Source organism: Vibrio sp. R78045, from assembly GCF_042466085.1.
GTDB classification, from domain to species: domain Bacteria; phylum Pseudomonadota; class Gammaproteobacteria; order Enterobacterales; family Vibrionaceae; genus Vibrio; species Vibrio cyclitrophicus.
In genome coordinates this window covers 1,009,557-1,036,190 of sequence record NZ_JAXHBS010000008.1, presented here as the reverse complement: position 1 = coordinate 1,036,190, position 26,634 = coordinate 1,009,557, and the positions used below count along the sequence as shown (strand labels likewise).

At 43.2% G+C, this 26,634-nt stretch carries 23 protein-coding genes, 1 tRNA gene and 2 pseudogenes; 8 read left to right on the top strand and 18 right to left on the bottom strand.

Features of this window, described 5'->3' with window-relative positions:
* Window positions 1-33: 33 nt before the first annotated feature.
* Window positions 34-744 (bottom strand): helix-turn-helix domain-containing protein, encoded by a 711-nt coding sequence (locus tag SJY39_RS07150; protein WP_010437972.1) that lies wholly within the window; start codon window positions 742-744, stop codon window positions 34-36.
* Window positions 745-887: 143 nt separating this feature from the next.
* Here SJY39_RS07150 and SJY39_RS07145 point away from each other — a divergent pair, with 143 nt between their 5' ends.
* Window positions 888-2,093, top strand: coding sequence for a benzoate/H(+) symporter BenE family transporter (locus SJY39_RS07145; RefSeq protein ID WP_010437969.1), 1,206 nt, complete (start codon window positions 888-890; stop codon window positions 2,091-2,093).
* A gap of 86 nt (window positions 2,094-2,179) precedes the next feature.
* Here the strand turns inward: SJY39_RS07145 and SJY39_RS07140 are convergent, their stop codons facing one another.
* Genes SJY39_RS07140 through SJY39_RS07130 form a run of 3 tightly spaced genes read right to left on the bottom strand, consistent with a single transcriptional unit; the run spans window position 2,180 to window position 5,137 of the window.
* A complete protein-coding gene (locus SJY39_RS07140) occupies window positions 2,180-2,644 on the bottom strand; it encodes a GtrA family protein (protein WP_016783858.1) in 465 nt (154 codons plus the stop codon).
* Entirely contained in the window at window positions 2,631-4,121 is a 1,491-nt protein-coding gene (locus SJY39_RS07135; protein WP_016792965.1) for a glycosyltransferase family 39 protein, read from the bottom strand. The genes SJY39_RS07140 and SJY39_RS07135 overlap by 14 nt, the downstream gene beginning before the upstream one ends.
* Window positions 4,118-5,137 (bottom strand): glycosyltransferase family 2 protein, encoded by a 1,020-nt coding sequence (locus tag SJY39_RS07130; protein WP_016783856.1) that lies wholly within the window; start codon window positions 5,135-5,137, stop codon window positions 4,118-4,120. The genes SJY39_RS07135 and SJY39_RS07130 overlap by 4 nt, the downstream gene beginning before the upstream one ends.
* Window positions 5,138-5,262: 125 nt before the next feature.
* On the opposite strand from SJY39_RS07130, the gene SJY39_RS07125 reads away from it, so the two are divergent.
* The 4 genes from SJY39_RS07125 (at window position 5,263) to SJY39_RS07110 (ending at window position 9,228) form a co-directional block, all read left to right on the top strand.
* Window positions 5,263-5,940, top strand: a complete 678-nt coding sequence (locus tag SJY39_RS07125) for a response regulator transcription factor (RefSeq protein ID WP_010437961.1) — start codon at window positions 5,263-5,265, stop codon at window positions 5,938-5,940.
* Entirely contained in the window at window positions 5,937-7,244 is a 1,308-nt protein-coding gene (locus tag SJY39_RS07120; protein WP_010437958.1) for a HAMP domain-containing sensor histidine kinase, read from the top strand. The genes SJY39_RS07125 and SJY39_RS07120 overlap by 4 nt, the downstream gene beginning before the upstream one ends.
* Window positions 7,245-7,371: 127 nt before the next feature.
* Window positions 7,372-8,301: a pyridoxal-phosphate dependent enzyme gene (locus tag SJY39_RS07115; protein ID WP_010437956.1), complete on the top strand. Its 930-nt coding sequence runs from the start codon at window positions 7,372-7,374 to the stop codon at window positions 8,299-8,301.
* 189 nt (window positions 8,302-8,490) lie between these two features.
* Window positions 8,491-9,228 (top strand): dienelactone hydrolase family protein, encoded by a 738-nt coding sequence (locus SJY39_RS07110; protein WP_016768383.1) that lies wholly within the window; start codon window positions 8,491-8,493, stop codon window positions 9,226-9,228.
* Between the two features lie 75 nt (window positions 9,229-9,303).
* On the opposite strand, the gene SJY39_RS07105 is transcribed toward SJY39_RS07110, so the two are convergent.
* The 6 genes from SJY39_RS07105 to SJY39_RS07080 form a co-directional block, all read right to left on the bottom strand.
* The gene (locus tag SJY39_RS07105; protein WP_010437950.1) at window positions 9,304-10,557 is read right to left on the bottom strand and encodes a D-amino acid dehydrogenase; all 1,254 of its coding nucleotides are present in this window, start codon (window positions 10,555-10,557) and stop codon (window positions 9,304-9,306) included.
* Window positions 10,558-10,871: 314 nt separating this feature from the next.
* On the bottom strand, window positions 10,872-11,798 hold the full coding sequence (locus tag SJY39_RS07100; RefSeq protein ID WP_010437948.1) for a LysR family transcriptional regulator: 927 nt from the start codon (window positions 11,796-11,798) through the stop codon (window positions 10,872-10,874).
* Between the two features lie 259 nt (window positions 11,799-12,057).
* Window positions 12,058-12,843 carry an HAD-IIB family hydrolase gene (locus SJY39_RS07095; RefSeq protein WP_010437946.1) on the bottom strand — a complete coding sequence of 262 codons (786 nt, stop codon included), beginning with the start codon at window positions 12,841-12,843 and terminating at the stop codon, window positions 12,058-12,060.
* A 35-nt stretch (window positions 12,844-12,878) separates the two neighbouring features.
* Complete coding sequence (locus tag SJY39_RS07090) at window positions 12,879-14,162, bottom strand: TRAP transporter large permease (protein WP_010437944.1); 1,284 nt, start codon at window positions 14,160-14,162, stop codon at window positions 12,879-12,881.
* Between the two features lie 9 nt (window positions 14,163-14,171).
* On the bottom strand, window positions 14,172-14,636 hold the full coding sequence (locus SJY39_RS07085) for a TRAP transporter small permease (protein ID WP_010437942.1): 465 nt from the start codon (window positions 14,634-14,636) through the stop codon (window positions 14,172-14,174).
* 108 nt (window positions 14,637-14,744) lie between these two features.
* Entirely contained in the window at window positions 14,745-15,758 is a 1,014-nt protein-coding gene (locus tag SJY39_RS07080; RefSeq protein ID WP_010437939.1) for a C4-dicarboxylate TRAP transporter substrate-binding protein, read from the bottom strand.
* Between the two features lie 273 nt (window positions 15,759-16,031).
* On the opposite strand from SJY39_RS07080, the gene SJY39_RS07075 reads away from it, so the two are divergent.
* Entirely contained in the window at window positions 16,032-16,736 is a 705-nt protein-coding gene (locus SJY39_RS07075) for a glycerophosphodiester phosphodiesterase family protein (RefSeq protein ID WP_016790371.1), read from the top strand.
* Between the two features lie 9 nt (window positions 16,737-16,745).
* The gene (locus tag SJY39_RS07070) at window positions 16,746-17,498 is read left to right on the top strand and encodes a DeoR/GlpR family DNA-binding transcription regulator (protein ID WP_010437933.1); all 753 of its coding nucleotides are present in this window, start codon (window positions 16,746-16,748) and stop codon (window positions 17,496-17,498) included.
* A 78-nt stretch (window positions 17,499-17,576) separates the two neighbouring features.
* On the opposite strand, the gene gltS is transcribed toward SJY39_RS07070, so the two are convergent.
* The 5 genes and pseudogenes from gltS to SJY39_RS07045 form a co-directional block, all read right to left on the bottom strand.
* Window positions 17,577-18,791, bottom strand: coding sequence for a sodium/glutamate symporter (gltS, locus tag SJY39_RS07065; protein WP_010437930.1), 1,215 nt, complete (start codon window positions 18,789-18,791; stop codon window positions 17,577-17,579).
* Window positions 18,792-19,045: 254 nt separating this feature from the next.
* A tRNA-Ser gene (locus tag SJY39_RS07060) sits at window positions 19,046-19,136 on the bottom strand.
* 162 nt (window positions 19,137-19,298) lie between these two features.
* Window positions 19,299-19,748, bottom strand: a complete 450-nt coding sequence (locus SJY39_RS07055; protein ID WP_010437929.1) for an L-alanine exporter AlaE — start codon at window positions 19,746-19,748, stop codon at window positions 19,299-19,301.
* A gap of 248 nt (window positions 19,749-19,996) precedes the next feature.
* Window positions 19,997-20,263 (bottom strand): annotated as a pseudogene (locus tag SJY39_RS07050) (histidine kinase); the annotation flags it as partial.
* A gap of 128 nt (window positions 20,264-20,391) precedes the next feature.
* Window positions 20,392-22,531, bottom strand: a pseudogene (locus tag SJY39_RS07045) (ATP-binding protein); the annotation flags it as partial.
* Between the two features lie 170 nt (window positions 22,532-22,701).
* Between SJY39_RS07045 and SJY39_RS07040 the strand changes: the two are divergent.
* On the top strand, window positions 22,702-23,271 hold the full coding sequence (locus tag SJY39_RS07040) for a UPF0149 family protein (protein ID WP_010437925.1): 570 nt from the start codon (window positions 22,702-22,704) through the stop codon (window positions 23,269-23,271).
* Window positions 23,272-23,345: 74 nt separating this feature from the next.
* Here the strand turns inward: SJY39_RS07040 and SJY39_RS07035 are convergent, their stop codons facing one another.
* The 3 genes from SJY39_RS07035 to ybgF all read right to left on the bottom strand — a co-directional run bounded on the left by SJY39_RS07035 (window position 23,346) and on the right by ybgF (window position 26,628).
* Window positions 23,346-24,377 (bottom strand): potassium channel family protein, encoded by a 1,032-nt coding sequence (locus SJY39_RS07035; protein ID WP_010437923.1) that lies wholly within the window; start codon window positions 24,375-24,377, stop codon window positions 23,346-23,348.
* A gap of 174 nt (window positions 24,378-24,551) precedes the next feature.
* Window positions 24,552-25,613: a quinolinate synthase NadA gene (gene nadA / locus SJY39_RS07030; RefSeq protein WP_010437921.1), complete on the bottom strand. Its 1,062-nt coding sequence runs from the start codon at window positions 25,611-25,613 to the stop codon at window positions 24,552-24,554.
* 232 nt (window positions 25,614-25,845) lie between these two features.
* A complete protein-coding gene (gene ybgF, locus SJY39_RS07025) occupies window positions 25,846-26,628 on the bottom strand; it encodes a tol-pal system protein YbgF (RefSeq protein ID WP_010437918.1) in 783 nt (260 codons plus the stop codon).
* Between the last annotated feature and the right edge of the window lie 6 nt (window positions 26,629-26,634).

The window sequence follows — 26,634 nt, the reverse complement described above, 5'->3', positions numbered from 1 at the left end:
GAAACATGACGACATTATCTTGAGTTCCACCAACTATGACCGCTGCCATTGATTAGGGTAATGGATAATATTGTGGAAAATGGCTTTTTCTTGCCCTGTATTTTTATAACCATGACGCTGTTCTGCATTAAAACGAACGGCTTGTCCCGAGCTTAACTCATGCCAACTATCATCAAAGAAAACCGCCATTTGACCTGAAATACACAAAATATGCTCCGTCACACCGGCACTATGAGGTTCAGAGAAATGTTGATAGTTTTCTGCCAACCTAAGCTCATACAATTCGAAGCCTACAGATGGCTCAAAAGGGAACACAACACTTACCGAGAAACCGTCCTTCAAGCTTTCGTCGCGTAATATATTCGCATCTCGGAACAAGCTCACCAGTTCGTTGTTTGAAGAAGGCAAAATCAAACTTGAGAATGACACATTAAACCCAGTAGCTATTTGCCATAGTTTTGCGACCGTTGGACTAGACTCACCACGCTCAATCTGACCAAGCATAGCTTTGCTTACCCCAGTCGCTTTCGCGGTCGCATCGAGGCTCCATCCTTTTTCTTTACGAATCCGCTTTAGATTTTGGCTTACCTGTAATTCGGTTTTCACGTTCAAGTTATTTTGTACACTTAAAGCTTCTCCTGCATTCGAAACTTCATCTGCTTTCAAACGACCTTCGGCATTCAGGCTACCCATTACATTCAAGCGGTCTTCTGTATTAACGTTTTTCGACATGTTTTCGTTCATCTACCTATTTGAGTTTGCTCGTATATTAAATTGTTACGAATAGCTATTACGAACAAGTTTATACAAATAGCACTTGTGCGCTATAACGCACAAGTGCTAAGTTACTCCTATGTATGTTATAACGCACAACGAGAGTGGTTAATATGGATCAAGTTAAGTTTTCTCACATCAGTACTGGTTTCATTGCAGTATTTATCGGTTATGCGAGTGCGGCGGCGATCATTTTCCAAGCTGCTAGCAGTGCTGGCGCGAATCAAGAGCAAATTGCATCTTGGTTTTGGGCACTTGGAATAGGTATGGGCATGTCAACTCTTCTACTGTCATGGCGATATAAGCAACCGATTGTGACGGCTTGGTCTACACCGGGTGCGGCTTTACTCATTTCATCGCTGGATGGACTCACCGTAGAACAAGCCGTCGCGATCTTCCTATTTAGTTCGCTCCTCATCACCATTACAGGTCTAACAGGGGTTTTTGAAACACTTCTTAAGCGAATACCTACGTCAATCGCCTCTGCAATGTTAGCTGGTGTGTTGTGGATGTTTGGCATCGGAATGTTTTCTTCTATGTCTCAAGAAGCTGTCATCATCAGCACTATGCTAGCCGCTTATATTCTCGCTAAACCTAGGTTTGGGAATCTTTTGATACCTTTTATTCTACTACTCGCAGCCATGATGAGTGGCATCGCGGGAAAGTTGGATTTATCGAATGTGAACTTAACGCTGACTCAACCTATGTTCATCACACCCGATTTTGACTGGTCATCTTTATTGAGTGTAGGGATTCCCCTATTTATTGTGACAATGGCATCCCAGAACTTACCGGGTTTCGCCGTATTAAAAGCCAATGGTTATAACCCACCAGCATCTCGAATTATAACCACAACAGGCGTTACCGGTTTATTGCTTGCGCCATTTGGCGGTTTTGCTTTTAATTTGTCGGCACTGACAGGGGCAATATGTATGAGCCCAAACGCGGATCCGAACCCGAAGAGCCGCTACAAAGCGGCTTTAGCTGTAGGCGGTTTCTATTTATTGGCAGGAGTATTCGGAACAACCTTTGTCTCTCTGTTTTCGTCTGTTCCTCAATCCATCATCGTAGCTATCGCTGGGCTAGCTTTGCTACCGACATTGGCTAACAGCTTAACAACCGCACTTTCGGATGAAACACATAGAGAAGCGGCGTTATTCACTTTTTTACTGACCGCATCTGGGATTAACTTTGCCGGAGTCGCCAGCGCATTTTGGGGGCTTTGTTTAGGTTTAATTTGCTACACAATCAAAAACTGGCAGTTAGAAGTCGCTAAAACAAAACAAACCCAGCCCAAACGGGCAAACACAGGAAAATAGCAGAGTCAAAGCTACCGTTCTCCTCGCTTAGCAATCACCTTAAATGGAAGGCAAGTCATTGGATGGCTTGCCTTCCATTTACTTGCCTAACGAGTAAATACCCAATATTGACTGAACAGGTAGTTAGTCACCATACCAACCAAGGTGCCGACGGCCATTGCGATAAATACAACCCCAGTAATAGGGGGAAGCAGACCCGTCATTAGTTTGAAGCACAGTATATTAGGTACTGCAGATATCGATGCCGAAAACATGAATTTTTGCCACTGAATCAATTTTTCAGACCAATTACCCTGCCCTCTAAACCCAAAAGTAAGCACGCGATTACCAAACCATGTGGTCGTTGCAGCGGCAATGAAAGAACCAATTCGTGCAATCATTAGGGGTACTCCAAAGACGTAATGAAGCAATGCAAACACTAAGCAATCAACAACAAAACCGCCAACACCAACCACTGCGAACCGAACCATCTTGTGATGGGACTGCAGCCTTTGACTGTGTATCTGCAGCTTGTTATTGAGCATTCGTAGCCCTGAGTTAACGCTGAACATCACTTTGGCTTTTAATATGACTCAACGACAAAGTTGGTTTGCTCGCTTGGCTATGACAGCTGAACAAAGCGCGTTTTATTTTCACCGTAGGTTCCAAAATACAGGTTAACGCGTTGTCTTTAATCTTGGTTTCTACTTCCACCCTTTTACCTATCAAATAGAACTTGTCGATTCCGTCTAGTTGCTCTACATCAAGTAGCTTTTTCGCTTGTCCTTGGCTATAAAATTGCCCAGAGAACGGTCGTTTTCCTACATAAAAACTTGGCGCTGAATCGGTGATCTGTTCGAAGATAATACGGTCACTCTTCTCGTTCGCCTTACCTAAGTTTAGGTAAACCATCGCAATCATCAGCAACACTGGCAGAACTAAAGCTACGCTCGAAAACCACTTCTTATCTTTTTCCACAACAAGTATCGCGACCAGTAAACCAAGGGATGGAATACCCGGTAACACATAAGCGGGAAGAATATTTCCCGCCATAGTAAAAAGAATCAGAGGTGAAATTAACCAACACACAAGGAAGGAAAATAACCCACGATTTTTGGCATTAATCTCTGCAATTTTCTTACGTCGAGTAAACGCCAATACAGGTAATACAAGCGACCAAGGGACAGCAGCTTGAATCCAGAATACCCAGATCATACCTCTCGCTTGATCATGTGCAGAACCGTATAAATCTCCCTCCCAACCACTCACCACAAAACGCTTAAAGTGCTCGCCAACAATGAAGTAATCAATAAAACCCGGTGTTGCCATTTCGGCCATGATGTACCAAGGTAAAGCGATCACTAGCATCACACCTAAGCCAGACAACAATGGAAAGCGTTGCCAAAGTACTTTAAAAGCACCAAACAAGCCGTGTTGTAAAACCAACCAAGGGAATACAGCGATCCCCATAATGACAATTGCAACAGGCCCTTTTGCAAGCAGACCTAGTGCTAACCCAATAAAGCCGACATAGCCCCACAAAACTCCATTAGGCTGCGGACTTCCTTCTCTTTCCCAATCCTCTCCACCTAGCCAACATAAGTAAAAGCCCAGCATCGCAATAGTCATAGCTAACGTTAATGCCATGTCTGTCATGACGGCACCTGCCGCGATAGAGAAAATGCCGCATGTCGCCAATACAACTGCAGCGACCAAGGCACTTTGACCGGTTCGCTTAGCCATGTACGCAACCAGCAAAATCGTCGTAAAACCAGCTAACCAATGCGGAGCACGCACAGCAAACTCACTCAGGCCGAACAACTCAATACCAGCCGCACTCATCCATGTGAACAACGGTGGCTTGCCCCAGAAAGGAATGCCGTAATCAAACTGAGGCGTTAACCAATTCCCAGTTTCAACCATCAAGCGAGCCATCTCCCCGTAGCGCGCTTCGGTGGTGTCCATTAACGGGTATGTCGCCAAAGATAAAAGTCTTAAAATCAGTGCAAAAGCCAACAAATACCATAGGTGTGTTCGGTTCAGGCTCATGCTGACTCCTCTAATTTAAAATGTGTTTTTAATGCAGGGGTATCGACCACCGATTGGATCAGATAAAGAGGGCGATTCTTGGTTTCAATGAAAATACGACCTATGTACTCCCCCATTAAACCAATACTCAGGAGTTGAATGCCGCCAAGAGCCAGTTGTACGACCATCATTGATGGATAACCCGTGGTTGGCTCACCAAACATCATGGTTTTAAACACGATGACCATTCCATACACAAAAGCAGTCAGCGCGACTAAGCCACCCAATGCTGTAGCAAGGCGCAGTGGTCGAATTGAGAACGAGGTAATGCCATCCATCGCCAATCCAATAAGCTTCAGGTAGTTCCATTTGGTCTCACCACAGAAGCGAGCATCACGCTTAAATTGGAGCGTTGCTTGTCGGAAACCCGGCCATGAGAAAATGCCTTTCATATAACGGTTACGTTCTGGAAGTTGATTAATATGGTCGACAACTTCTCGGCTTAACAGTCGGAAATCACCCACATTCTCAGGAACATCGATCTTCGCAGCCACATTCATTACTTTGTAAAAGCTCGCTGCTGAAAACTTCTTAAACCATGTTTCACCGTCGCGCTGGCTACGCTGCATATTGACGACGTCATAACCCTCGCGCCACTTGGCAATCATTTGCGGGATCAGTTCGGGTGGATCTTGTAAGTCAGCGTCTAGCAAAATCACCGCTTGTCCACGACAGTGCTCAAGGCCTGCGCTCATCGCTGATTCTTTGCCAAAATTACGGCTTAAACCGATAACAGAAATTGAGCTATTGATTGAAGTGAATGAACTCACCAACTCCAAGCTGTTGTCTTTACTTCCATCGTCGACATAAACGATCTCGCTCGTGATCGGCAAGCTATCAAGAACTTTAGTGAGCCTAGAGTGGAACTCTTCCAACACCTCTTGCTCATCGTAAAAAGGCACAATAATAGACAGAGATACAGCAGGGTTGATCTGCGATGTAGATATCTTAGGGCGGCTAATATGAAGTTCAGACATAATACATTCTTCCATTGACTAATCTGCAGTCAATCTACTCGCCCATAAGTGAAAGTTATGTTATTGACATATTTTTCACGCTCACTCAGGATAATGTTACCGTCTATTTCTGTATGAGAATCAAAATGAAACGAGTTCTATTAGTCGAAGATAACCGTGAAATTGCCGGGGTCTTATTTGATTATTTTGAGTGTATTGGTATGGAACTCGATTACGCGGACAATGGCGAACTTGGACTGCAGCTCGCAATGGAAAACTCATTTGATATCATCCTATTGGATCTAATGTTACCGAGAATGGACGGCCTAACGCTTTGTAATAAATTACGAGAGCAAGGCAATGCGACACCGATTCTGATGCTGACCGCCTTGGATAGCCGCGAAGATATGTTGAAGGGTTTTGCACATGGTGCCGATGACTATCTCACTAAGCCTTTTGATTTGGATATTTTGGAAGCGAGAATGAACGCATTAGTTCGTCGCTACCGCGGAAAAGTAGCCTCTTCTAAACTTCAATTCGATGAACTCACCATCGATCAAAAAACCCGTAAAGCTTACCGTCAAGACAAACTGCTCGCACTCAACCCAACGACTTACACCATACTTGAGATGCTGTGCCAAAGTGCACCTGAAGTGGTCACTCGTGAAGCTATCTCATACCAGCTTTGGGAGGAAGACGAGCCCAATAACGATGTGTTACGGAGTCACATCTATCAATTACGAAACCAACTCGACAAGCCCTTTAACAACCAAATGTTGATTACTGTCCCTAAAGTAGGATTCCGTTTGGAGTCTTCAAATTGATTTTGAACGTTCTCACTAGCACTAAAACTCTAACTGGCCGCCTAGCGGTTTTCTTTGGGGCAATGGCGGTCATTGTCTCGGTCTTTACCTACATAGTGTTTATGTCTGCACTTTATCTATCAGAAGATCGGGTGGGCGAAAGACGTATCTTGATTGACCGAAACTATGCGGTTGAGCAATTTCAGTCAGGGGAGAGTGGTAAAATTCGCATCGATGGTCTTACCATGGCATACAATGACCCTTCATTCATCCCTATCGAATACCGGAAATACATTGAAGGTAAAGAGAGCTTTGTTGGTGAGGTAGGAGAAGAGCCTGATTCACGAATGGTGTATGTCGGTGAGTATTCTGACAAAGGGAAAACCTATCCAATCATCCTTTTATCTGAAGTTGACCGCGTCGAGTTTAGCCATGACGAATTAGTGTACGCAACAACATTCGTTTTAACATTACTTTCCATTTTAATTTTTAGCTTTGGCGCTTTGCTCTATCGATTATCGAAACGACTGATAGAACCTTTCAACTTACTTTCAGAGCAACTCGAGACAAATAAATTAAACCTAAGTGAAGAGTTCGGTGTAAGTGATAACGCCGCCGTTGAGTTTCGCCAATTAACTGATCAGCTGAATCAATATCGTCGTGAAATTAATTCATTACTCAAACGAGAACAAGCCTTTGCTCGATACTCTAGTCATGAGTTAAGAACGCCACTGACGGTTGCTCGTGGTGCAAACAAGTTATTACTAAGAAGCGAAACAACGGAGTTTCAATCTCGTCAGGTCGAACGGATAGATGATGCGATTGTACAGATGTCAGAAATGGTCGATGCCTTACTGGGCCTTGTGCGTTATGAAAGAAACAGTGATGACGCGCCGCTGCGCTTATTTTGCCAACAAGAGTTAGAAAGCATCATTTCGAAGAACTCGTTACAGGCAAATGACAAACAAATAGAAGTATCCTTACAGGTTCAATCAGAACCCACCATTCAAGCCACCAGTGCTATCATGAATATGCTGGTCGGCAACCTATTAAGGAATGCCATTGCAGCGACCAATAGTGGCACTGTCATGGTTTCTTTGTCCGAAGAAAGTATTATGATTGAAGACCAAGGTGAAGGCTTACAGGAACAGTACAACCCCAATGGCCATGGATTAGGTTTATTGATCGTCGACGACTTATGCCAACGCTTCAATTGGGGCTTTGAGCTCGTCAATCGTAATGGAGGTGGATGTAGCGCCAAGATCACCTTTGAAACGAGCTCAGCTTCATCGACGTCGATAGCAACTGAGCAAGTAAACTCTTAACATCGAACTCGATATCCAATGAAAACTTGATTTAGTTGGTTTACAGCGCTTGTAGGCTACTAGATACTCATTAGTCCTATTTGATATAAAAATGCTGGCTTCTTAGTCAGCATTTTGTTTAAGTGCAATGAAACTAAATAATAGCCCTGTAACTCAACATCTATACAACGACCACACCTTTTTCTTGAAGCGTGACGATCAGCTCCACTCTCATTTTTGCGGCAATAAAGCGCGAAAGTTCATGAAACTTCTCGAAGACGAACACCCTAATACGACAACCTTAATCAGCTACGGTTCTGCGCAAGCTAATTCGCTATTCTCGCTCGCTGCACTGGCAAAGATTAAAGGATGGACCCTTGAGTTCTACGTCGACCATCTGCCTCAATGGCTACATGAACGCCCAATCGGTAACTATCGTGGCGCTGTAGACTTGGGCGCAAAAGTCATTTCAGTGAGAGATGCTGGGTCGCAGCTGCATCCAAAAGAGTACATTGAACAAGTTAGACAACCTGACTGCCATTGTATTGTGCTACCTGAAGGTGGACGCTCTCAACTGTCTGAATATGGCGTAAAACAACTGGCGATGGAAATACTCAGCTGGACACGTTTCGAAAGTCAACATGAGTTCGTCGTTGCCTTGCCAGCAGGCACAGGTGCTACTGCACTCTACCTTCATAAACATTTAAAGTTACATAACATCCCTGTATTAACTTGCGCCTGTGTTGGTGGTAGCGACTATTTAACGCAGCAATTCAATGAACTTGGTGAAGCCGACCATCCACAGATCTTACCGCTCAAAACTAAACATCACTTTGGTAAATTATATAAAAAGGATTATCAAACTTGGTTGGATCTTCAAGAACAAACCGATATTGAGTTTGATCTACTTTATGACCCATTAATGTGGCAATGCTTAGAACAGTGGCAACAAGACAACCTGACTAAAACCATTATCTATGTCCATCAAGGTGGCATATTAGGTAATGAATCTATGCTGCCACGCTATCAACGCAAGTACCCTGATATCTTCAGCAACAGTAACAACGCATCTTGGTAGTCGTTTTTTACCCTCTCTCATAATCAAATAGCCACAGCATCTCATTACGGTGGCTTTTTATTGATCGTACTATCACTCTATGTCTACCTTAAAAATCAAACATCAAATATCAAGAAGGAATCTGGCGAGAATCCTAGCGTTATCTATACTTTTGATTGAATTATCATTTGTCATCTAAAGGATTAACGCATGCGAACACTCACTACGCTAAGTTTACTTGCAGCTCTACTTCCCTTTTCTGTGATTTCTGGAGAAAACGTTACTTACCAAGTTGACGGTGTGGACTATGAAGGTTATTGGAGTGAAGCCAGCGACCAAGCGCCTTTGGTGCTGCTAATACATGATTGGGATGGCTTAACCGACTACGAAAAGAAACGTTCCGAGATGCTCAATGAACTGGGGTACAACGTGTTCGCCATCGATCTATTTGGTAAAGACATTCGTCCAACCGAAGTGAAAGACAAAAAGCAACACACAGGCGAATTGTATCAAGACAGAGAAAAAATGCGTACGCTGCTCAATGCTGGAGCCATGGAAGCGGAAAAGCTAGGTGGTAACTTAGATAACAACGTGATGATGGGGTATTGTTTTGGTGGCGCAGCCGTATTGGAGGCCGCGAGAGCAGGTATATCCTCCAAGGCTTACGTCACCTTCCACGGTGGCTTATCGACACCAAAAGGACAAGATTACTCTCAGACAAAAGCGCCAGTTGTTGTGTTCCACGGAACCGCTGATGCCATGATATCAATGGAAGATTTTGGCAACCTCGCAGCTCAACTCGAAACAACCAAAGTCCCACATGAAATGATCACCTACAGTGGTGCTCCGCACGCATTTACCGTGTTCGGCTCAAATAACTATCAACAAGAGGCCGACCAGAAATCGTGGGAGCGCTTCACTCATGTATTAGAAACAACCACGAGATAAATATTCGATATAAAACTTGAGCCAGTACCCCATTCTTAACGATGAAGATACTGGCTCGACCATGACATCATTCAGTTACAAGTAACGAGCAATATTCAAATCATCGGCTTCAATATCAGTTGTAGAGCCACTGACCACACTCGCTAACAACTTTCCCGAGCCACACGCCATTGTCCAACCTAGCGTCCCATGTCCTGTATTCGTAAATAGGTTTTCGATTGGCGTTTTACCGATAATAGGCGTGCCGTCGGGTGTCATTGGCCTTAACCCTGTCCAATATTCTGCCTTAGTAAAATCCCCCGCCTGAGGGAAAAGATCTTTTATCACCATATCTATCGTAGCTTTGCGTTTTTCAGGAATATGGTAGTCGAAACCAGCCAGCTCAGCGGTACCTGCAATCCGAATACGGTCATCAAATCGGGTCATCGCGACTTTGTAGGTTTCGTCCATCACGGTAGAGGTTGGTGATTTCTCTTCATTAATGATAGGCAATGTCAACGAATACCCCTTCACTGGATACACAGGAATTGTCAGGTTGACCTGCTTAAGGAGATCTCGAGAGTAACTGCCAGAAGCCACCACATAAGCGTCCGCTTTAAATTCACCTTGGGTGGTGGTGATGCTTTCAATAATTTGATTCTGATGATTTAACTTAACCACTTCGGTATCAAATTCGAACCGGACTCCCAACCTCTTGGCTTTCTCGGTCAAATTTAAACAGAACTGATGACAATCGCCCGTTTCATCGTGAGGTAGATAAAGGCCGCCAACGAGCTTATCTTTAACATCTGCTAAACCCGGCTCTACAGCTAAGCATTGAGCGACATCAAACAGAGAATGTTCGATCCCACTCTCTTTTAACAGCTTCATATCCTGCTGAATGAAGTCCAATTGCTTCTCGCTGCGAAACACTTGCAATGTACCTTTCTGCCTACCTTCATAAACCAAGTCTTCACTGGTTCTTAGGTGAGTCAGGCAATCTCGGCTGTAGTTGGCTACCCGCAACATGCGCGATTTATTCTGGGCGTACTTGGCTTCATTGCAGTTGGTGAGCATCTTAGTCGCCCAAGAAACTAAGTCAGGAGACAGTGACGGTTTCACTTTCAAAGGCGAATGCTCTTGAGTGAGCCACTTCATTGCTTTTAATGGAATACCAGGAGCAGCCCATGGTGAAGAATAACCGTAAGAGATTTGGCCAGCATTAGCAAAGCTGGTTTCCTTACCACTAGAATCTTGGCGGTCGATTACCGTGACAGAGTGCCCCTCTTTCGCTAGATACCAAGCACTGGTCAATCCAATAACGCCACTACCAATAACAATAACTTCCATGCTCTTCCCCTAATGCCCAGCAAAAACTCAATTTTCTGGGCACCGCTTTCAATTCAGATACTACTTTCGTTAATGGTTTGTAACTTATTCTCCAGGCGTTGACTTAACAATAGTCAAACTGTTGATAAAAAGTCAATTTGGCTTAGAGGCCAACCCAGAAGTTTAGAACTGTGAGGTTGAGTACGTAGTTAAGTTGTAGTTAAGTGGAAGAATAAGTTGCTCATACCGTTAGAGAGTTAACTAGAGGAAGACACGAACTGGTAAGCTATGGATAAATACACAACGGTAACGATTTAGAGCATCTCTATATCAACCTAAATATTATAAGCATCATGACTCAAGAACGTCACATTCTCGAGTAAGAAATCTAACAGCGTTTCGGCTTGAAGCGTCAGTGCTCTGCCTTTTAAAGACTGAACCTTAACGGTCGCTTTCGAAAACATTTCCAACTCTGTGGTCACCACTTCGATTTGCCCCGATTTAATCTCATCAAGCACGGTAAGCTTTGGCATAAACGTGACGCCCAACCCTGCTGACACAAAGTTAGTGAGAGCCGTTACCGAGTTAGTTTGAAGCTTTGGTTGCAAAGTAAGGTGAGACATTTGTTCTGCATGCTTCACTAACCGTCCCATGCCAGTCGAGTTATCGATTAATGCGACAGAAACATCTTTAACGTCTTGAAGTGTTACTGGCGCTTCTTTCATCGTCAAAAAGTGCCCTTTGGGAGCGATAAGCTCCAACGGATGACTACGCTCAACGTGTGAATGCAATTTAGGGTGTGGAGCAGACGCGTAGGTAATCGCAAAATCTATCTGTTGATCTTCCAGCATTTTAACCGCATCTAACGCTCCAGCAATCTCAATCGACAAATTAATATCCGGATAACGAGTCATGAAAGTTTGCATCGGCTGAGAAACCAAGTTGGTTATAAAACCTTCACCAATTGCGATACTGACATTGCCACCTTTCAGGTTTTTCAGCTTAGTTAGCCGAGTTATTAACGCCGTCTCTCCCCGAACGATTGAACGGTAGTAATTCAGTAGCTCGTTACCCGCTTCTGTTAAAAGCGACTGTCGATTATTACGTTCCCATACTTTCATTTCCGCTTGCGCTTCGAGCTGCGTCAGCATTCGACTCATCGCCGCAGGATCAACGTTCATCATCGTTGATGCCTTGCGTAGTGACCCATATTTTGATAACGCATTCAGATATTCAAGTGCTCGAATATTAAAGTGGTGCATTCAACTTCCTTGTGGTTCGACTAACACAAAGTAAGCCTCTCATAATTCTCTAATTTACCCATCTAGGAATTGAGATGGCAGCGCGGCAAGTTTGGAAGTTGTGGGCTGAGTCACCAAGAAAAGCATTTAAAGCAGGCAAAAACGCTATACAAAAAGTGAACATACACATCTTCATAAAACAAAAACACAACTCAATTCAGTAAAGAAGTGAGTTGTGTTTGATGTCTATAGTCGACAGTTCAAAGACTACAGCCACGAGCTATTTTATGGCAAGCAGCTTATCGACAAACTCAGCGAAACCGTACCCACCAGGCTTGCTCATCACCACTGATGGATGATGCTCTAAACGGTTCCAGTAATGCTGAATATTCGCCACACCGACACTGTTAGGCAAAATTTCAAACATGTATTGGTCGTTCATCGAATCTCCCACATAGCAACTACGTTCAACTATCTCTTGGTTAGATAGCCCCTTCTCCTTAAGAAAAGCAGTCGATGTCGCTTTCTTAGAGTGCTCACCATACCAAGCATTAATGTGAATAGAGCTTGCTGTAGCGTGAGCGCCTAGCTCGTGAATCTTAGTTACGATTTCTTCAATAATAGCGTCGTCGACTTTTGGACGATTTTGACCAATATCGATCGCTACCTCACACAAACGATAAGACTGATCTAGCGTTAAATTGAGCCCTGGGTAATCGCTCAAAATAGCCAATACTTGTTCTTTTAGTTTACTCTGGTTGGCACTGACTTCTGGTAAAGGGATATCAGAGCGCAACGTAAGAAAGCCGCCTTTCTTTTCCAGAATAAACGCACCGTTCTCACCGAGAACCGCATCAACAGGCCACAACTGAGCAATGTGATCACACCAACCGGCACAAGCGCCTGTTACTGCAACCACTTTTCTCCCCGAATCACGAAGTTTACTCAGTGCTATTAGGGTTTGCGGTGGCAATTGACCTTGCCATGTTAAGGTGTCATCCACATCGGTTAACACCCAATCTATGTTTTTCCATTTTGGGTTCAATTCATTCAATACCGAATTCATTTCTACACCTCTAAATAATTAATCACAAAACAGTGTTAAAGCAAATTCGGTAAAAACATCACTAAGCTTTCAGAGAAAGTCAGCAACATCAGAACCGTGAGTAGTGCTAGCAACAACGGAGCCACTTCTTTCACGAAGTCGACCATACGAACTTTTAAAATCGAGCAAACCGTAAACATCATCGAACCAAATGGCGGAGTCACACCACCAATCATGATATTCACAATCACGATAATGCCGAAATGAACCGGGTTAACGCCTAGGTTAAGCACAGCAGGAAGCAGCAATGGCGTGAGTATGATCATTGCAGCGCCGCCTTCGATGAACATGCCAACCACTAATAGCAGTACGTTAATCAACAACAGCAAGACTAACTTGTTGTCGGTGAGCTCTATCAAAGCAGACGCGACATTGTGCGGGATTTGCTCTAGGGTCATGTAGTAACCGAAGACCATCGCTCCGATAATAATGAACATCACGCTACTCGTACCCTGCACCGTTTCACGCATGATTAGCGGGATATGTCTTAGGCCAAGTTGACGATAAACAAAAATACCAATAATCGCACAAAGCAATACTGCGATTGCACCCGCTTCTGTCGGTGTAAACAAACCAAAACGCATACCAAGAATAATGCCGAATGGAATCAGTAACGCGGGAATCGCTTTTAGAAAGTAATGAAAACGCTCTTTCGCAGAAGCAGGCTCAGAACGAGAAGGCTTATAACGACGCTTGCGTGCGATAAACGCGATTGTCACCATCAGCGATAACGCCATCAAAAATGCAGGTACATAGCCAGCAATAAACATCTGATGAACGGAGACATTCGCTAACAGCGCAAAGATGATTAAGTTAATACCCGGTGGAATAACAGGGCTGATACTTGATGACGCCGCCGTCACTGCAGCTGTAAATGGCAGATCATAACCACGCTTGGTCATTTCAGGCGCAAGAATCTTCGATTGCATCGCGGCATCGGCATTCGCAGAGCCAGAAATACCGCCCATTAACGTACTCAGCGCCACATTAACCTGCGCGAGACCGCCCGTTTTATGGCCAATCATCGAATCTGCAAAAGCCAATAAGCTTTTACTGATCCCCGCATAGTTCATCACCGAACCAACCATGATAAAGAATGGAATAGCCAACAATGGAAATGACTCTGTCGAGCTAATAAAGCGCTGCATTACCAAGCTGACGGGAATTGAGTCATTGATAAAGAGAAAGTACACCATTGCCGATGCGATCAATGAAAACGCAATGGGTATATTCAATAGAAACAGAACAAAAAGAATGAGGATTGGAAGATAGCTTTCCATTAATCGTACCTACTTAAAAGAGCGCTTTAGAGAAGCAATATCGCTGACGATGAATCGAACCGTGTGGATTGCCATCAATGAAAAACAAACTAACAGCACACCATTGATAGCAAAATATGACATGCCCATCACTGGCGTTACCTTGTTAGATAACATCAGGTATTGATAACTCAGAACAGCCATCAAGATGTTAAGAGCCAGTAGGAAGAGGGAAACACATAACCTAAACGGGGTTTTGGCTTTTTCCGGCAGCATGGCGACCACCACATCAACACCCATGTGGAGCTTGTGTTTATAGCAGGAACTAATGCCTAAATAGACAGCCCATATGAAGCAAATAACTGAGAGTTCTTCGCTCCATGGGACAACAAATCCAAAGCCATAACGTAAAACAACATTAATAATGACTACTAGAACGGTAATCGAAATAGCAATAGAGGCGAGGATTTCTTCAATATTTTTCAATAAAAACAAAAGACTTCTCCTGTGAAATATCCAACATAACGTCGGTTACTTCAGGAATAAAACGGCCTGAAGGGAATCAGGCCGTTTTCATTAACGAATTAATCTACATTCGCAGAGTTACTGTGCAGCTCGAATCGTTTCCAACTCTTTCATGATCGTTGCGTGTATGCCTTCGCTCCATGTTGGGAATTGGTTGTATACGTCAGCCGTCAACTCATTGAACTCGTCAGAGTTAACTTCATTAAACGTAACACCTAGCTCTTCAAGTTTTTGCGTGTATTCAACATCCAGTTTAACTAGCTCTGCAGTATTAGATTCTGCGCCTGCTTCGAGCTCTTCATTGACGATTTGCTGTTGCTCTGGCGTAAACTTGTCCCAAAGAGTCGGTGAAATGTAGATACCAACCGTGCCTAGGAAGTGTTTAGTCAAAGACATATTCTTCGCTACTTCGTAGATTTTAGTTGAGTACATCGTCAGGATAGAACCTTCAAGACCGTCAACAACGCCTTGTTGAACACCTGCATAGGTTTCTGGGAATGGCAGAGAAGCTGGAGCCGCCCCCATTGCAGAAAGCGTGCTGATAAACAACTGGCTTTGTGGAACACGGATACGCATCCCTTTCATGTCTTTAGAGTTCACGATCTCTTTATTGGTGATCATGTGACGGAACCCAAACATGTAGTCAGCATTCAATACTTTAATGCCTTTTTCTTCAGCTTTAACCTTCAAGCCCGCGACAAATTCCGTATCCATCATCGCTAAGTATTCATCATACGTGTTGTACAACATTGGGCCTGCCAGTGCTGCAAAGTCGGGTACGTAATCGCCTAGGTAGGTTAAATCCTCAACGGCAATCCAGTTTGCGCCGTTAACGACTTGCTCCAAGTTGTCTTTATAAACCGGTAATTGACCACCAGGGAAAACTTTAATGTTTACAGAACCATCGGTTCTTTCTCGAATTTTATCGGTCGCTTTAATTAGCTCCTGTGTTAATAACTCATTTTGAGTGAACACAAGGCTCATGTTGATGTTGATCGGATCGCCTTTGACTTCAGTTCCAGCCTTGTCAGCTTCACCACAACCAACAAGCAACGTTGCCGCCATAATTACTGTACCTAATAGCTTTTTCATTTTTAAATCACCTTATCGTGGCTATCTTGTCTAAATATAGAGGGTGTTATTAAGTTTTCGTAGAGTATGTAAGTGAATTATTACATTCATATGAACATTTATCTTAGTAACTTGAACACACTGAGGATGAGGTCTCACTATTGTACAAACTCTATACAACTTATTTTAGCTAGATCTCATTTAAAATAGCTCGATATAGAAGGTAGATAATAAATCTGTAATAAAGTGGAGCTACTGTCTCCTAAATTTTCAAATGAACATCGAGAACAAATTATGCTTACAGCCCACCGTGGTGCAGCTTCTTTAGCACCAGAAAATACCTTAGCCAGTATTGAGCAAGCGGCAAAAGTAGGCGCTAACTGGGTTGAAATTGATACCCAGCTCAGTGCCGACGGTATCCCTATGGTTTTTCACGATAAAACGGTGAATCGTTGTACTAACGGTACAGGAAACATTGCCGACTTAGATCTAACAATGCTCAAGACTTTAGATGCTGGCAGTTGGTTTGGTAATGAGTTCGTAGGCACTCCAATTCCTACATTAAATGAAGCGTTAGACAAATGTCTCGAACTTGATTTAACACTGAACCTTGAGATCAAGATTTATAACGATAAAGCCATCAAGCCTTTAGTTAAAGAAGTGATCGCATTGATCAAACAAAAACACTTCCCAATTGAAAAACTGCTGATCTCTAGCTTTAAAAAGGAAGCATTAAGTATTTGCCAAGAGCTAATGCCTGAAGTTAGACGAGGATTTATATGTGAAGTATGGAATGATTTCAGCCTTGAATCACTCCAGCCGCTTGACCTATATAGCATTCATATTGACCATCGAATCCTTGATGAACCGATAGCCAAAGCTATCAAGACTTCTGGTGCGATCCTTAAAATATGGACGCTAAATGACCCACTATTGGCCAGCAAATATCTCAACCTCGGTGTCGATAACATCATCACCGATGTACCACATAAATTTTAGTGAGCTTCTATGGAACTGAACCACCGTCAAAAACAAATACTCGCAACACTTAAAGCGAACCAAGACATTCAGATCGACCATTTGGCTGAACTATTTTCCGTAACCACTCAAACCATTCGTCGTGATGTGAATCACTTGTGTGAGCAAGGTTTGGCGCGAAGAGTGCACGGAGGTGTCAGCTTACCGACAACATTGACTAACACCAGTTATCGATTCCGTTCAGGTGTTGAATCTGAAACAAAAGACAGTATTGCGATGGCGGTTGCAGACGCGATACCTGAAGGTTCAACGGTTATGATGGGCATTGGTACAACGGTCACCCGTATCGCACAATACTTAGTGGCAAAGCCGGCATTACGAGTGATCACCAATAATCTGCAAGTCGCTCGTATCCTTGAAGCAAACGAGCAGATTGAAGTGTATTTAGCGGGTGGTTTGTACCGAAGAGAACATCAAGACATGGTGGGAAGTAGCGTAGTTCACTTCTTCTCAGATTTTGAAGCCGACATTGGCATTTGTGGTTGTGGTTCAGTAACTGATAGCCATTTCGCAATGGAACATGAACAAGTTGAAGCCGACCTATCCAAATCAATTATCAAAAACAGTAGAGAAAGTTGGCTTGTCGCAGACGCAAGTAAATGGGGACGCTTTGCCGCTCTAAAAGTCGCAAAGCTGGGTGATTTTGATCGTATATACACGAATTACACCCAATTACCTTCTGAACTAAACAGTCATTTAGTCGAATACGAAACGCATCAATAAAGACAAAATACATAGCGAAATACAAAAAGCCTAGTATCGCTAGGCTTATAAAATTACGAACATAGTTCGTGATAATAGCTACATCCCAACAAAGAAACTAATTACCAGTGCGTTAATCAAATCAACAAAGAAACCACACACTAGTGGCACCACAATGAATGCTTGTGGGCTTGCACCATAACGATGGGTCACCGCGGTCATGTTCACAATCGCGGTAGCGGTCGAACCTAATGTAATACCACCAAAGCCAGAACATATCACCACTGAGTCATAGTTTCTTCCCATCAAGTAATAGACGACAAAGATGGTGAATAGCAGGGAAAGCAAAATCTGGATACTCATGACAACAGAGATATAGCCAAACAACCCATCAAGATCCCAGATGCGTAGCCCCATTAACGCCATGGTCAAGAACATCCCCAAACAGATATCAGAGATCATCGCCAATCCTTTACGGCCTTGAGCGATTTTCTCTTGCGTGCGACGCTTCTTAAATAGTGCACGTCCAACGTTACCGATTAGGATGCCTGCGATTAAACAGCTAACGAATAGTGGCAGTTTCAAACCCATAGCGTCAATAACTTCACTCAGGCTGTAACCCAGCATCAGAGTGAGGTTAAGAATTAACCATGCCCATAGAACGCCATAATGACTCAATTCTGTACGTGTTTCGCTTTCTTGAAATGCACCAACCGTCACATCTTCTTCATTAGATGGGTTGATTTTATGCTTATTAAGTAGATAGTTTGCAATTGGGCCACCAATTACACATGCCGCTATCAAGCCAACCGTATTTGAAGCCACACCGAGTTCTAACGCATTAGATATACCAAACTCTTCAACAAACATGGGTGCCCAAGCAAGCGTGGTACCAACGCCACCAATCAGACTCACAGAGCCGGATAACAAACCTGCTTTCGCGTCCATCCCAAAACCTGAAGCCACAACCATACCAACTACGTTTTGCAACACGATAAAGACGGTAGCCAGACACAGCAAAATGAACAGTGGTCGCCCACCTTTTATCAGCGTTTTAATATCCGCTTGAAGTCCAATACCAGCAAAAAAGTAGAGAAGCAAAAAATCTCTGACATCTAAACTAAATGTAATTTGAATTTCAAACAGATAGTAAAGCGCTGCTACGGTCGCAGCACAAACAAAGCCACCAATAACGGGCTCTGGCAATGAATATTTCCTTAGTACTTCAGAGCGCTCAATCAAACCTTTACCGATAAAAAGTAATGAGATCGCGATAGTAAAGGAAAGCATTGGAGAAACGAGGGTTTCTGTCATGGGGTATTAGATTCCTGATTGTGGGATTATTCATATTATTGCTTACTCTTGATCATCTAGATCCATACCAAAAAATCAAGCTTTTATCGGTTAAAAAGGCGCCTAATATGATTCTATTTAAATCGGCATAAATAGAGTAAATGATGACCAGGAAAGCATTACAACAACTTATACGAGAGTGTGTGCAGAAGGCGTAGAATTGTAGGGTTTCTAGAACGAGAAAACCCCAGCATTTCTGCTGGGGTTTCGAATAGTGGTGGAAGGATGGGGATTTGAACCCCAGATACGCTATAAACGTATACTCGCTTTCCAGGCGAGCGCCTTAAGCCACTCAGCCATCCTTCCACAAATTTTGTGTCGAGCTTGTTGCTCAACGAGGCGCTACTTTATTGATTCTGCTTGCTTTGGTCAAGGGGCATTATCAAAAAAAGTACCTTTTTCAGTTTGTTCGATTACAAATTAACTCATTAGCTCAAAAACAAACCAAATTTCATTGTGCCTTTGTGCCTACGCTTGTTGGGAGTAGCCCGGAACTCGAAACCATTTGCGGCACATATCTAGGAAGTAACCGTAAAGTACACCCATACCACATGAGATAACCGCATTACTGGTGACTGCGGTCACGATCTGCTCGCTTGAAGCACCAACTGCCAACAAGATACCTGCATAAACAGGAGACTGGAATAACACGTAAGCCATTAGGTCGGACAAATTCTTCATCAAAGAGCTTTGTGAAAGCTTTGCACCATTGCGCAAGAACCAGTCACGAAAGACACCATAAGGCCAAGCAATAGCAATATTTACCGGAATAGACAACGTTCGTGAAGCAAGAGATTGCTCGAACGTCATACCTGAGATAAACACTTCTACGATCATGCCAGAGATAAAACAGAAAATTACCATAGCAAATGTATCCGCAGCGGCGTTACGAATACAAAATGGACCACGAGATTTCATTGACAACAAACCTAAAATATATCACTACTTGGATAGTGATTTAGTAACATATAAACAAGGTGTTTTTTAACCTTGCCAGATAATGTCGCTATTAAAACACAACTTAAGCAGTCATACATTCCAAATTAAAAATCAAGTTGTAAATTAACAACCAAAAACCATTTAAAAAGCAGTCACTTCCACCAGAAAATCATACACAGGTCAAATAACGGGCAATTCGTTGTTTACTTTCTGTAATTAAATAACACTCAAGCCATAGGTAAATTTACAGTAATGATATTAATAGTGTCTTGAGTAGGAGGAGCTCCCATAGAAACCTGCTCTAGAGCTTTATCGACTTGAGATGACAATTCGGGATTATTCATAGGCTTAATGTGTAGACGTAAGCTCTCCAATGCAAATTGAATCAACTCTAGGTTATTGTCTTCAAGTGCTACATACAACGTCACTAACAGCTCTTCAGTATTATCTTTGTTTCGTAGATCGGGTTTAGGTAGAGAACGACTTTGGCTCTTCTGTCCATGAAGATGCGTTCTCTGGGAGTTCACATTATGATTATGACGCACCACGTCCTTGCTCATTTTTTCATTGCTAACTGTTTCTTGGTGAACTTCATCAATACGTCCTTCCTCATAACCTTCATCTTCATGGAATTGGTAAAGCTTATGCGAATAACGGAATAAAGCGTCGTCTAATTCACGTTCATCAATGGGCTTGGCGACAATGTAATCCACACCAGCGCCGAGCATTCGTTCGCGAGTCTCTTTAAAGACATCGGCAGTACAACCAAATATTAAAACTGATGAAACATCACCGATTAAAGCGCGAATAGCTGTTGTTGATTCAACGCCATCCATCACTGGCATATGGTTATCCATCAACACCAAATCAAAATGCTCTGCGACCACAGCTTGTATCGCAAGCTCACCATTTTCGACACTTTTGCACATGAAGCCTTTACTGCTCATGAACGTTTCAATAATGACGGTATTGGTTCGGTTATCCTCAACAATCAGCACTTTTAAGCCAGAATAATCTAACTTTTTGTGTGGCAAGCTCTCTATCTCACCCGGTTGACAAGGTTGGATTTTCAACCGAACGTCGAAGCTCGTACCTATTCCTTCTTCACTAGTAACCGTAATACTACCATCCATCAGCTGAGCAATTTTCTTCACGATCGCTAAGCCTAGGCCGGTACCACCAAAACGTCTTGTAGTCGAAGATTCTGCTTGTTCAAAAGGTTTAAAGATACGCTTTTGCGCTTCTTTGGAAATGCCAATCCCGGTGTCACGAACTCGAATACTGAGGTAGGTGTCATTTCCTTCAACAACTTCTTTAAAATACACCTCGACAAAACCTCTGGAGGTAAACTTCACAGCATTGTTTAATAGGTTGAACAAGATCTGGCGCAGCCGAGCCTTATCCGAGAAGTACCAACGCCCAGAAGGCACCTCAGAATAAACCTTAAATTGGAGCCCTTTTTCAGAAGACAATGTGTAGTAGACGCTGTTGATACTGCCAATGATTGAATCTAAAGGAAAACGCGTTTCATCAAGATCCAACCTACCCTGCTCGATCTTTGAAAAATCTAGGATCTCATTCAGCAGTGTCATCATATGATCGCCAGACTCATACAAACTCTTAAGGTGCTTTTCTTGCTCTGTATTTAAAGGGGTTTTAAGTAGGATTTGTGCGGTACCCAATACCCCGTTCATCGGGGTACGGATTTCATGTGACAACGTTGCCAGAAAAGCAGTTTTCGCATTAGTTGATGCTTGAGCTTTAACCTTTTCCGCTTCGAGGTAAATGGTCTTTTCATTAAAGGTTTTGATCAAATGACCGATTTCATCTTGGCTTGAGTACTCAACATCAATGATTTCACCGGCTTTAGAACCATCGACCTTTGCTGCAATGGCGGTAATTGGGCTAATCAAATAGCGGTTTAACAAGTAATAACCCGCCATCACACACAGTAGTAATAGAGGTACAATGCCGCCTTCGATACTCATGACTTGACGAAACACTTCGTCTGCAACGCGTGACTTAGAGTTAACCACATCAACTTGCCAACCGAATTCACCAAATTGATTACTACTGATGTAGATCCCTTCAACAAGATTGAAATTATGAGACACCAAGACTTGGTTAAGTTTGTCCCTAAGCGTAATACCAAGATCATACTCTTCCGCATGGTTCTTAATAAAACCCAATAACTCTTCGAGAGAGAGATCCACCGTTGCCACGCCAGCAAAGATGCCATCATAATAATAAGGGGATGAAGCGGTGATCATTCGAACATGGGTGTATGGATCGATATAAACATCGCTCCACAAAATGGTTCCCTGGCTTCTGTTAATGACGGAGGTATACCAATACTCTTGATGATAAGGTGCAGTCTTAGGATTGTTATAAGAGAACAGCTGGTCAATCTTGCCATCGTCTGCTTTATTGAAAAAATAACTATTCAGTTGCATTTGAGGATTGAACATATAAGGTTCTGGCCAAATACCTGCACTGACGATCGTGTTGTCACTTGCCGCCAACATCGACTTAAACAAAGGAAGGACCTCAGCACCGCTTCGTTGTGCCTGAGCAAGACCAACTAAACTGTCAACAAAGCCTTCAGAGCTATTGAGAGGTTCTGTAATCAATGCAGAAAGAAGCTCTGTACGGAGATCTAGGTTCTCTTGTAATTTGGCTCGCACAGGGGATTCTACGACGTAATACGTCACACTACCGACAATAGCGATAAACATTGCAAGGTATAAGCTAAGCGCTACCATGCTTTTTTTCTTTAAAGACGACCGTATCTGCATAATTTTTTATTGTTTTCTTTTCTGTTAAACCTAGTGTTTATCATCAATGACATCAAGCCTTTTTAGATTGAAGCTTGATTGGTGTAAGTTCATTGGTACTATAAGTGCAAATATGTTCCCTTTTACGGTACCTCACTTTGACTTTACAAGATATTCTTGCGCTTCCAGAGTTGGAAGGAAAGCTAATCACAGAACACAAAACTATGGGATTTGTCACTGCAATGGCAGCGTCGCCTAATGTGTTAACCCCGCACGAGTGGCTACCATTCCTTTGGGGGGGGGAAGAAGTCGCTCCTTTTACTGATGGTGAACAGCTTGAAAGCTACATTGAAGTTATCATCGCGCTTTGGAACAAAACTCGCCCAGAGTTAATCGAAGGCACTTGGGTTTGGCCTGAAGCTTGTCAATTAGATGACGAGGAAGTGGTAAACACAGCAGCTCGTGATTTTTGTGAAGGCTTACTTCAAGGCTGGCAGATTGCACGTGACGACTGGGAGACTCTGATGCCTGAAGACAGTGAAGACAACGCGTTAGTTGGCGGTGTACTGCTTTCACTAAGTATGCTGTACGATCCTGAAACCTCAATTGCAACACTTGCAGAGCAAGGTATTGAAGGTCTTGAACAATTCGAAGAGATCTTTAACGCTGTTCCTGTGATGCTTTGTGGGCTAACGCAACGCGGCATCGCATTAGCTGAAGCTCAATAATAATGATTAGCTAGATATAAAGAAGGCCTCTCGATGAGGCCTTTTTTTGTTTGAAAAGAAATCAAATACGCGTTCTAAAAGCCTTTCCAATCAAAATCATCAATTCGCTCATCGGCGATATAAAACAACTTGGTCCCACTACTAACCACTTGATCCAATTCTGGGTTGAGTTCAATTCCGCTACCGGAATCTATTGCAATCAACGTTGCTTGATACTTCTTTTTAAACGCCGAGAAGATTGGCGCAACGGTGACAGGCTCGGCATCTTTAGGGTAATAGGTTGAATACTGTGTCATCCCCCTTGTAGAACTCAATAGCTCTTGATGCAACGCACTTGATCCTGGATCAACCGCAGCCTTTGCCAACATTTCAGCACCGACTGCTGGTATACACTCAGAATTAGGACAATGTTTATGTAGCAGATCACTCAATGCTTCATCTTTAAAGTAAACGAGTAGATGCGCTTTAGGGTTTCGATTCGCGCAGTAAAGTGCCGCGGATAATGTAATGTCGTCTTCTGGGTTATCAATCAAGATACAACTGGCTGACTCGATACCGGTTTTCTCCATCTCTTTGCCATCAGTGTAGCTGTTCACTTTAACAAAGTTGATTTCTCCAGGTAACGGATTTTCAATATCCGAACGAGTACACAACACTATTGGTCGCTTACCCGTTTCTTCATGCTGTAACATACGAATTAGATGAATCGTTCTTTGTTCATTCCACCCAAGCATCAAAATGTGGTTGTCCACTCTAACTCTCCTTTTTCCTAGCAAGCCCGCTCGCCAATATTCAACACCTTCTGTCGCTACCTTACCTAGCAAGGCCGCGAAAAGACTCAGTCCACCCGGAATCACAAACAATATAACGATCCATTGCCCTGCTTCTGTTGTGGGCGATAAATCACCGTAGCCAACCGTAGACGCAGTCACGACTAGGTAGTAAGCGAACGTGGTAAACGAGCTGGTTAGCGCTGTTTCACCCGCTAAATACAAACTCGACCACGACAGAAATACGTAGCCTAAGAAGGTGAACAGTAAGTTTTTTCCATTCAAAACAAAGATATTTGCTTTGACCCAACGTTTGAGTTGTAACCAGATTATCATTCGAGCCTCAAATCCTTCGATCTTACTTACATGCTAGAAAAAATACCTGATATCAACAAGATGTATCATCAGAAAAAGATACATGACCACAAGATTGATACTAGCGAGCTATCTTTAGACACAAAAAAACCAGCACTATTGGCTGGTTTTTCGTTGGTTAGATAAAAGAACGGCTTACGCGTTACCTTTTACCTGCACATTTAACTGCTCAGCAAAATCTAGCATGCGGTTCAGTGGGATAAGAGACTTCACACGCAGTTCGTCAGAAACGAAGATCTCGTGTTGCTCACCACCGTTCTCAAGCGCATTTTCAATCGCTTCAAGGCCATTCATCGCCATCCAAGGACAGTGTGCACAGCTGCGACAAGTTGCACCAGCACCCGCTGTTGGCGCTTCAATCAGTTCTTTTTCAGGAACCAATTGCTGCATCTTGAAGAAGATGCCTTTGTCTGTCGCCACGATCATCTGTGGGTGAGGAAGCTCTTTCGCCTTCTTAATAAGCTGGCTTGTTGAACCTACAGCATCCGCCAGTTCAACCACACTTGCTGGTGATTCTGGGTGAACCAAAATAGCCGCTTCTGGGTATACCGATTTCATTTTCTTCAAAGCATCAGCTGAGAACTCATCATGAACGATACACTCACCTTGCCAAAGCAGCATGTCGGCGCCAGTTTGATTTGCGATATAAGAACCTAGGTGACGGTCTGGGCCCCAAATAATGGGTTTGCCTTCGGCGTCTAGGCTTTCAACGATTTCTAAAGCGATACTCGACGTAACCACCCAGTCTGCACGAGCTTTAACAGCCGCAGAGGTGTTCGCGTATACAACCACGGTATGGTCAGGATGAGCATCACAAAATTCTGTAAATTTATCAGCAGGACAGCCAAGGTCAAGTGAACATTCCGCTTCCAGCGTTGGCATTAATATGCGCTTCTCGGGAGTCAGAATCTTTGCAGACTCACCCATGAAACGAACACCAGCGATGATCAGCGTACTTGCTGAATGACGGTTACCAAACTTGGCCATTTCCAATGAATCGCCAACAAAACCACCAGTATCTTCAGCCAGAGCCTGAATTTCAGGGTCTGTGTAGTAGTGTGCAATTAGAACTGCATCTTTTTCTTGAAGTAGTGTTTTGATATTCGCGATGTGTGCCTGTTTCTGAGCATCACTCAAAGGAACTGGCTTAGGCGGAAACGGGTAAACTGTATCAATTTTATCTAGTATATGACTCATTGCTCTTGCTCTACGCAACTTCTTCCGAGAATCCGAGTATTCTACACAGGACAGCGATTGGGATCAAAAAGGATTGGTTGCAAACGGCTACTCGCTAATACTCAAAAAGCATAAACAAGTCTTTATGTAACTATTACGAAGGGAGTAACTGGTTACCTAACAGCAGTAAGCCAGTATTTATCGAAATACTGCGGATATAAAAAAGAGGTACCTAAGCACCTCTATTTTTGATTTATAAGTGAGTCTTAGCCACTTTTGCCGAGGCACTGTTTGGATACTCGGTCACGACTTGTTGGTAATATTTTTTAGCTTGCGTCGCATTGTTGTTACGCGTTGCTATATCACCAAGCTTAACCAGAGCATCTGCTCGCTTATTTGAGTCTTTGTAAGATACAACAGCGGCAAAACTTTTCACGGCTTCTTTATCTTGCTTCTTAGCAAAATAAAGCTGACCTAACCAGTAATGAGAATTAGGCGTGAAAGTAGAATCTGGGAAGTCTTTTTGAAACTTTTGGAATGCTGCGATAGCACCCGTGTAGTCTCGTTGCTTTAGAATCATGTCTACAGCATTTTGATAAGCGGTTTGCTCATCAACATCGGTACTGAACGTACCAGAGGCATCTTTAGAGCCTTCGCTCGCTGCTACTGCTACCGTTGCTGTTCCGGCTGCTTTCACCTCGCCTCTTACACGATCCAGTTCAATGAACAGTTCACGTTGGCGCTCTAGCATTTGTTTCATATCGTAACTGTTTCGTTCCAGCTCACCACGAAGTTCACTGATCTCCAGTGCCATGTCGTCGATTTGCTGTTGCATTTGAAGCTGAACGAGGTTTCGATTTTGAAGCAGGCGCTCTAAACGCTCAATATCTGATTCGTTAGATGCTGATCGAGAGGAAGATGTTGAATTGGTTGCGGTGCTATTGAGATCGGATACTGGGGCTGGTGCAGCGAACGCAATGTTCGCTGCACTTGCCAGTAACGAAAGCAAAATGACTCGCTTTGTGTTACTGAACATGAGGCA

Coding starts and splice junctions, on each gene's coding strand:
- SJY39_RS07150 (WP_010437972.1), bottom strand. CDS start 744: ATGAACGAAAACATGTCGAAAAACGTTAATACAGAAGACCGCTTGAAT.
- SJY39_RS07145 (WP_010437969.1), top strand. CDS start 888: ATGGATCAAGTTAAGTTTTCTCACATCAGTACTGGTTTCATTGCAGTA.
- SJY39_RS07140 (WP_016783858.1), bottom strand. CDS start 2,644: ATGTTCAGCGTTAACTCAGGGCTACGAATGCTCAATAACAAGCTGCAG.
- SJY39_RS07135 (WP_016792965.1), bottom strand. CDS start 4,121: ATGAGCCTGAACCGAACACACCTATGGTATTTGTTGGCTTTTGCACTG.
- SJY39_RS07130 (WP_016783856.1), bottom strand. CDS start 5,137: ATGTCTGAACTTCATATTAGCCGCCCTAAGATATCTACATCGCAGATC.
- SJY39_RS07125 (WP_010437961.1), top strand. CDS start 5,263: ATGAAACGAGTTCTATTAGTCGAAGATAACCGTGAAATTGCCGGGGTC.
- SJY39_RS07115 (WP_010437956.1), top strand. CDS start 7,372: ATGAAACTAAATAATAGCCCTGTAACTCAACATCTATACAACGACCAC.
- SJY39_RS07110 (WP_016768383.1), top strand. CDS start 8,491: ATGCGAACACTCACTACGCTAAGTTTACTTGCAGCTCTACTTCCCTTT.
- SJY39_RS07105 (WP_010437950.1), bottom strand. CDS start 10,557: ATGGAAGTTATTGTTATTGGTAGTGGCGTTATTGGATTGACCAGTGCT.
- SJY39_RS07100 (WP_010437948.1), bottom strand. CDS start 11,798: ATGCACCACTTTAATATTCGAGCACTTGAATATCTGAATGCGTTATCA.
- SJY39_RS07095 (WP_010437946.1), bottom strand. CDS start 12,843: ATGAATTCGGTATTGAATGAATTGAACCCAAAATGGAAAAACATAGAT.
- SJY39_RS07090 (WP_010437944.1), bottom strand. CDS start 14,162: ATGGAAAGCTATCTTCCAATCCTCATTCTTTTTGTTCTGTTTCTATTG.
- SJY39_RS07080 (WP_010437939.1), bottom strand. CDS start 15,758: ATGAAAAAGCTATTAGGTACAGTAATTATGGCGGCAACGTTGCTTGTT.
- SJY39_RS07075 (WP_016790371.1), top strand. CDS start 16,032: ATGCTTACAGCCCACCGTGGTGCAGCTTCTTTAGCACCAGAAAATACC.
- SJY39_RS07070 (WP_010437933.1), top strand. CDS start 16,746: ATGGAACTGAACCACCGTCAAAAACAAATACTCGCAACACTTAAAGCG.
- gltS (WP_010437930.1), bottom strand. CDS start 18,791: ATGACAGAAACCCTCGTTTCTCCAATGCTTTCCTTTACTATCGCGATC.
- SJY39_RS07055 (WP_010437929.1), bottom strand. CDS start 19,748: ATGAAATCTCGTGGTCCATTTTGTATTCGTAACGCCGCTGCGGATACA.
- SJY39_RS07035 (WP_010437923.1), bottom strand. CDS start 24,377: ATGATAATCTGGTTACAACTCAAACGTTGGGTCAAAGCAAATATCTTT.
- nadA (WP_010437921.1), bottom strand. CDS start 25,613: ATGAGTCATATACTAGATAAAATTGATACAGTTTACCCGTTTCCGCCT.
- ybgF (WP_010437918.1), bottom strand. CDS start 26,628: ATGTTCAGTAACACAAAGCGAGTCATTTTGCTTTCGTTACTGGCAAGT.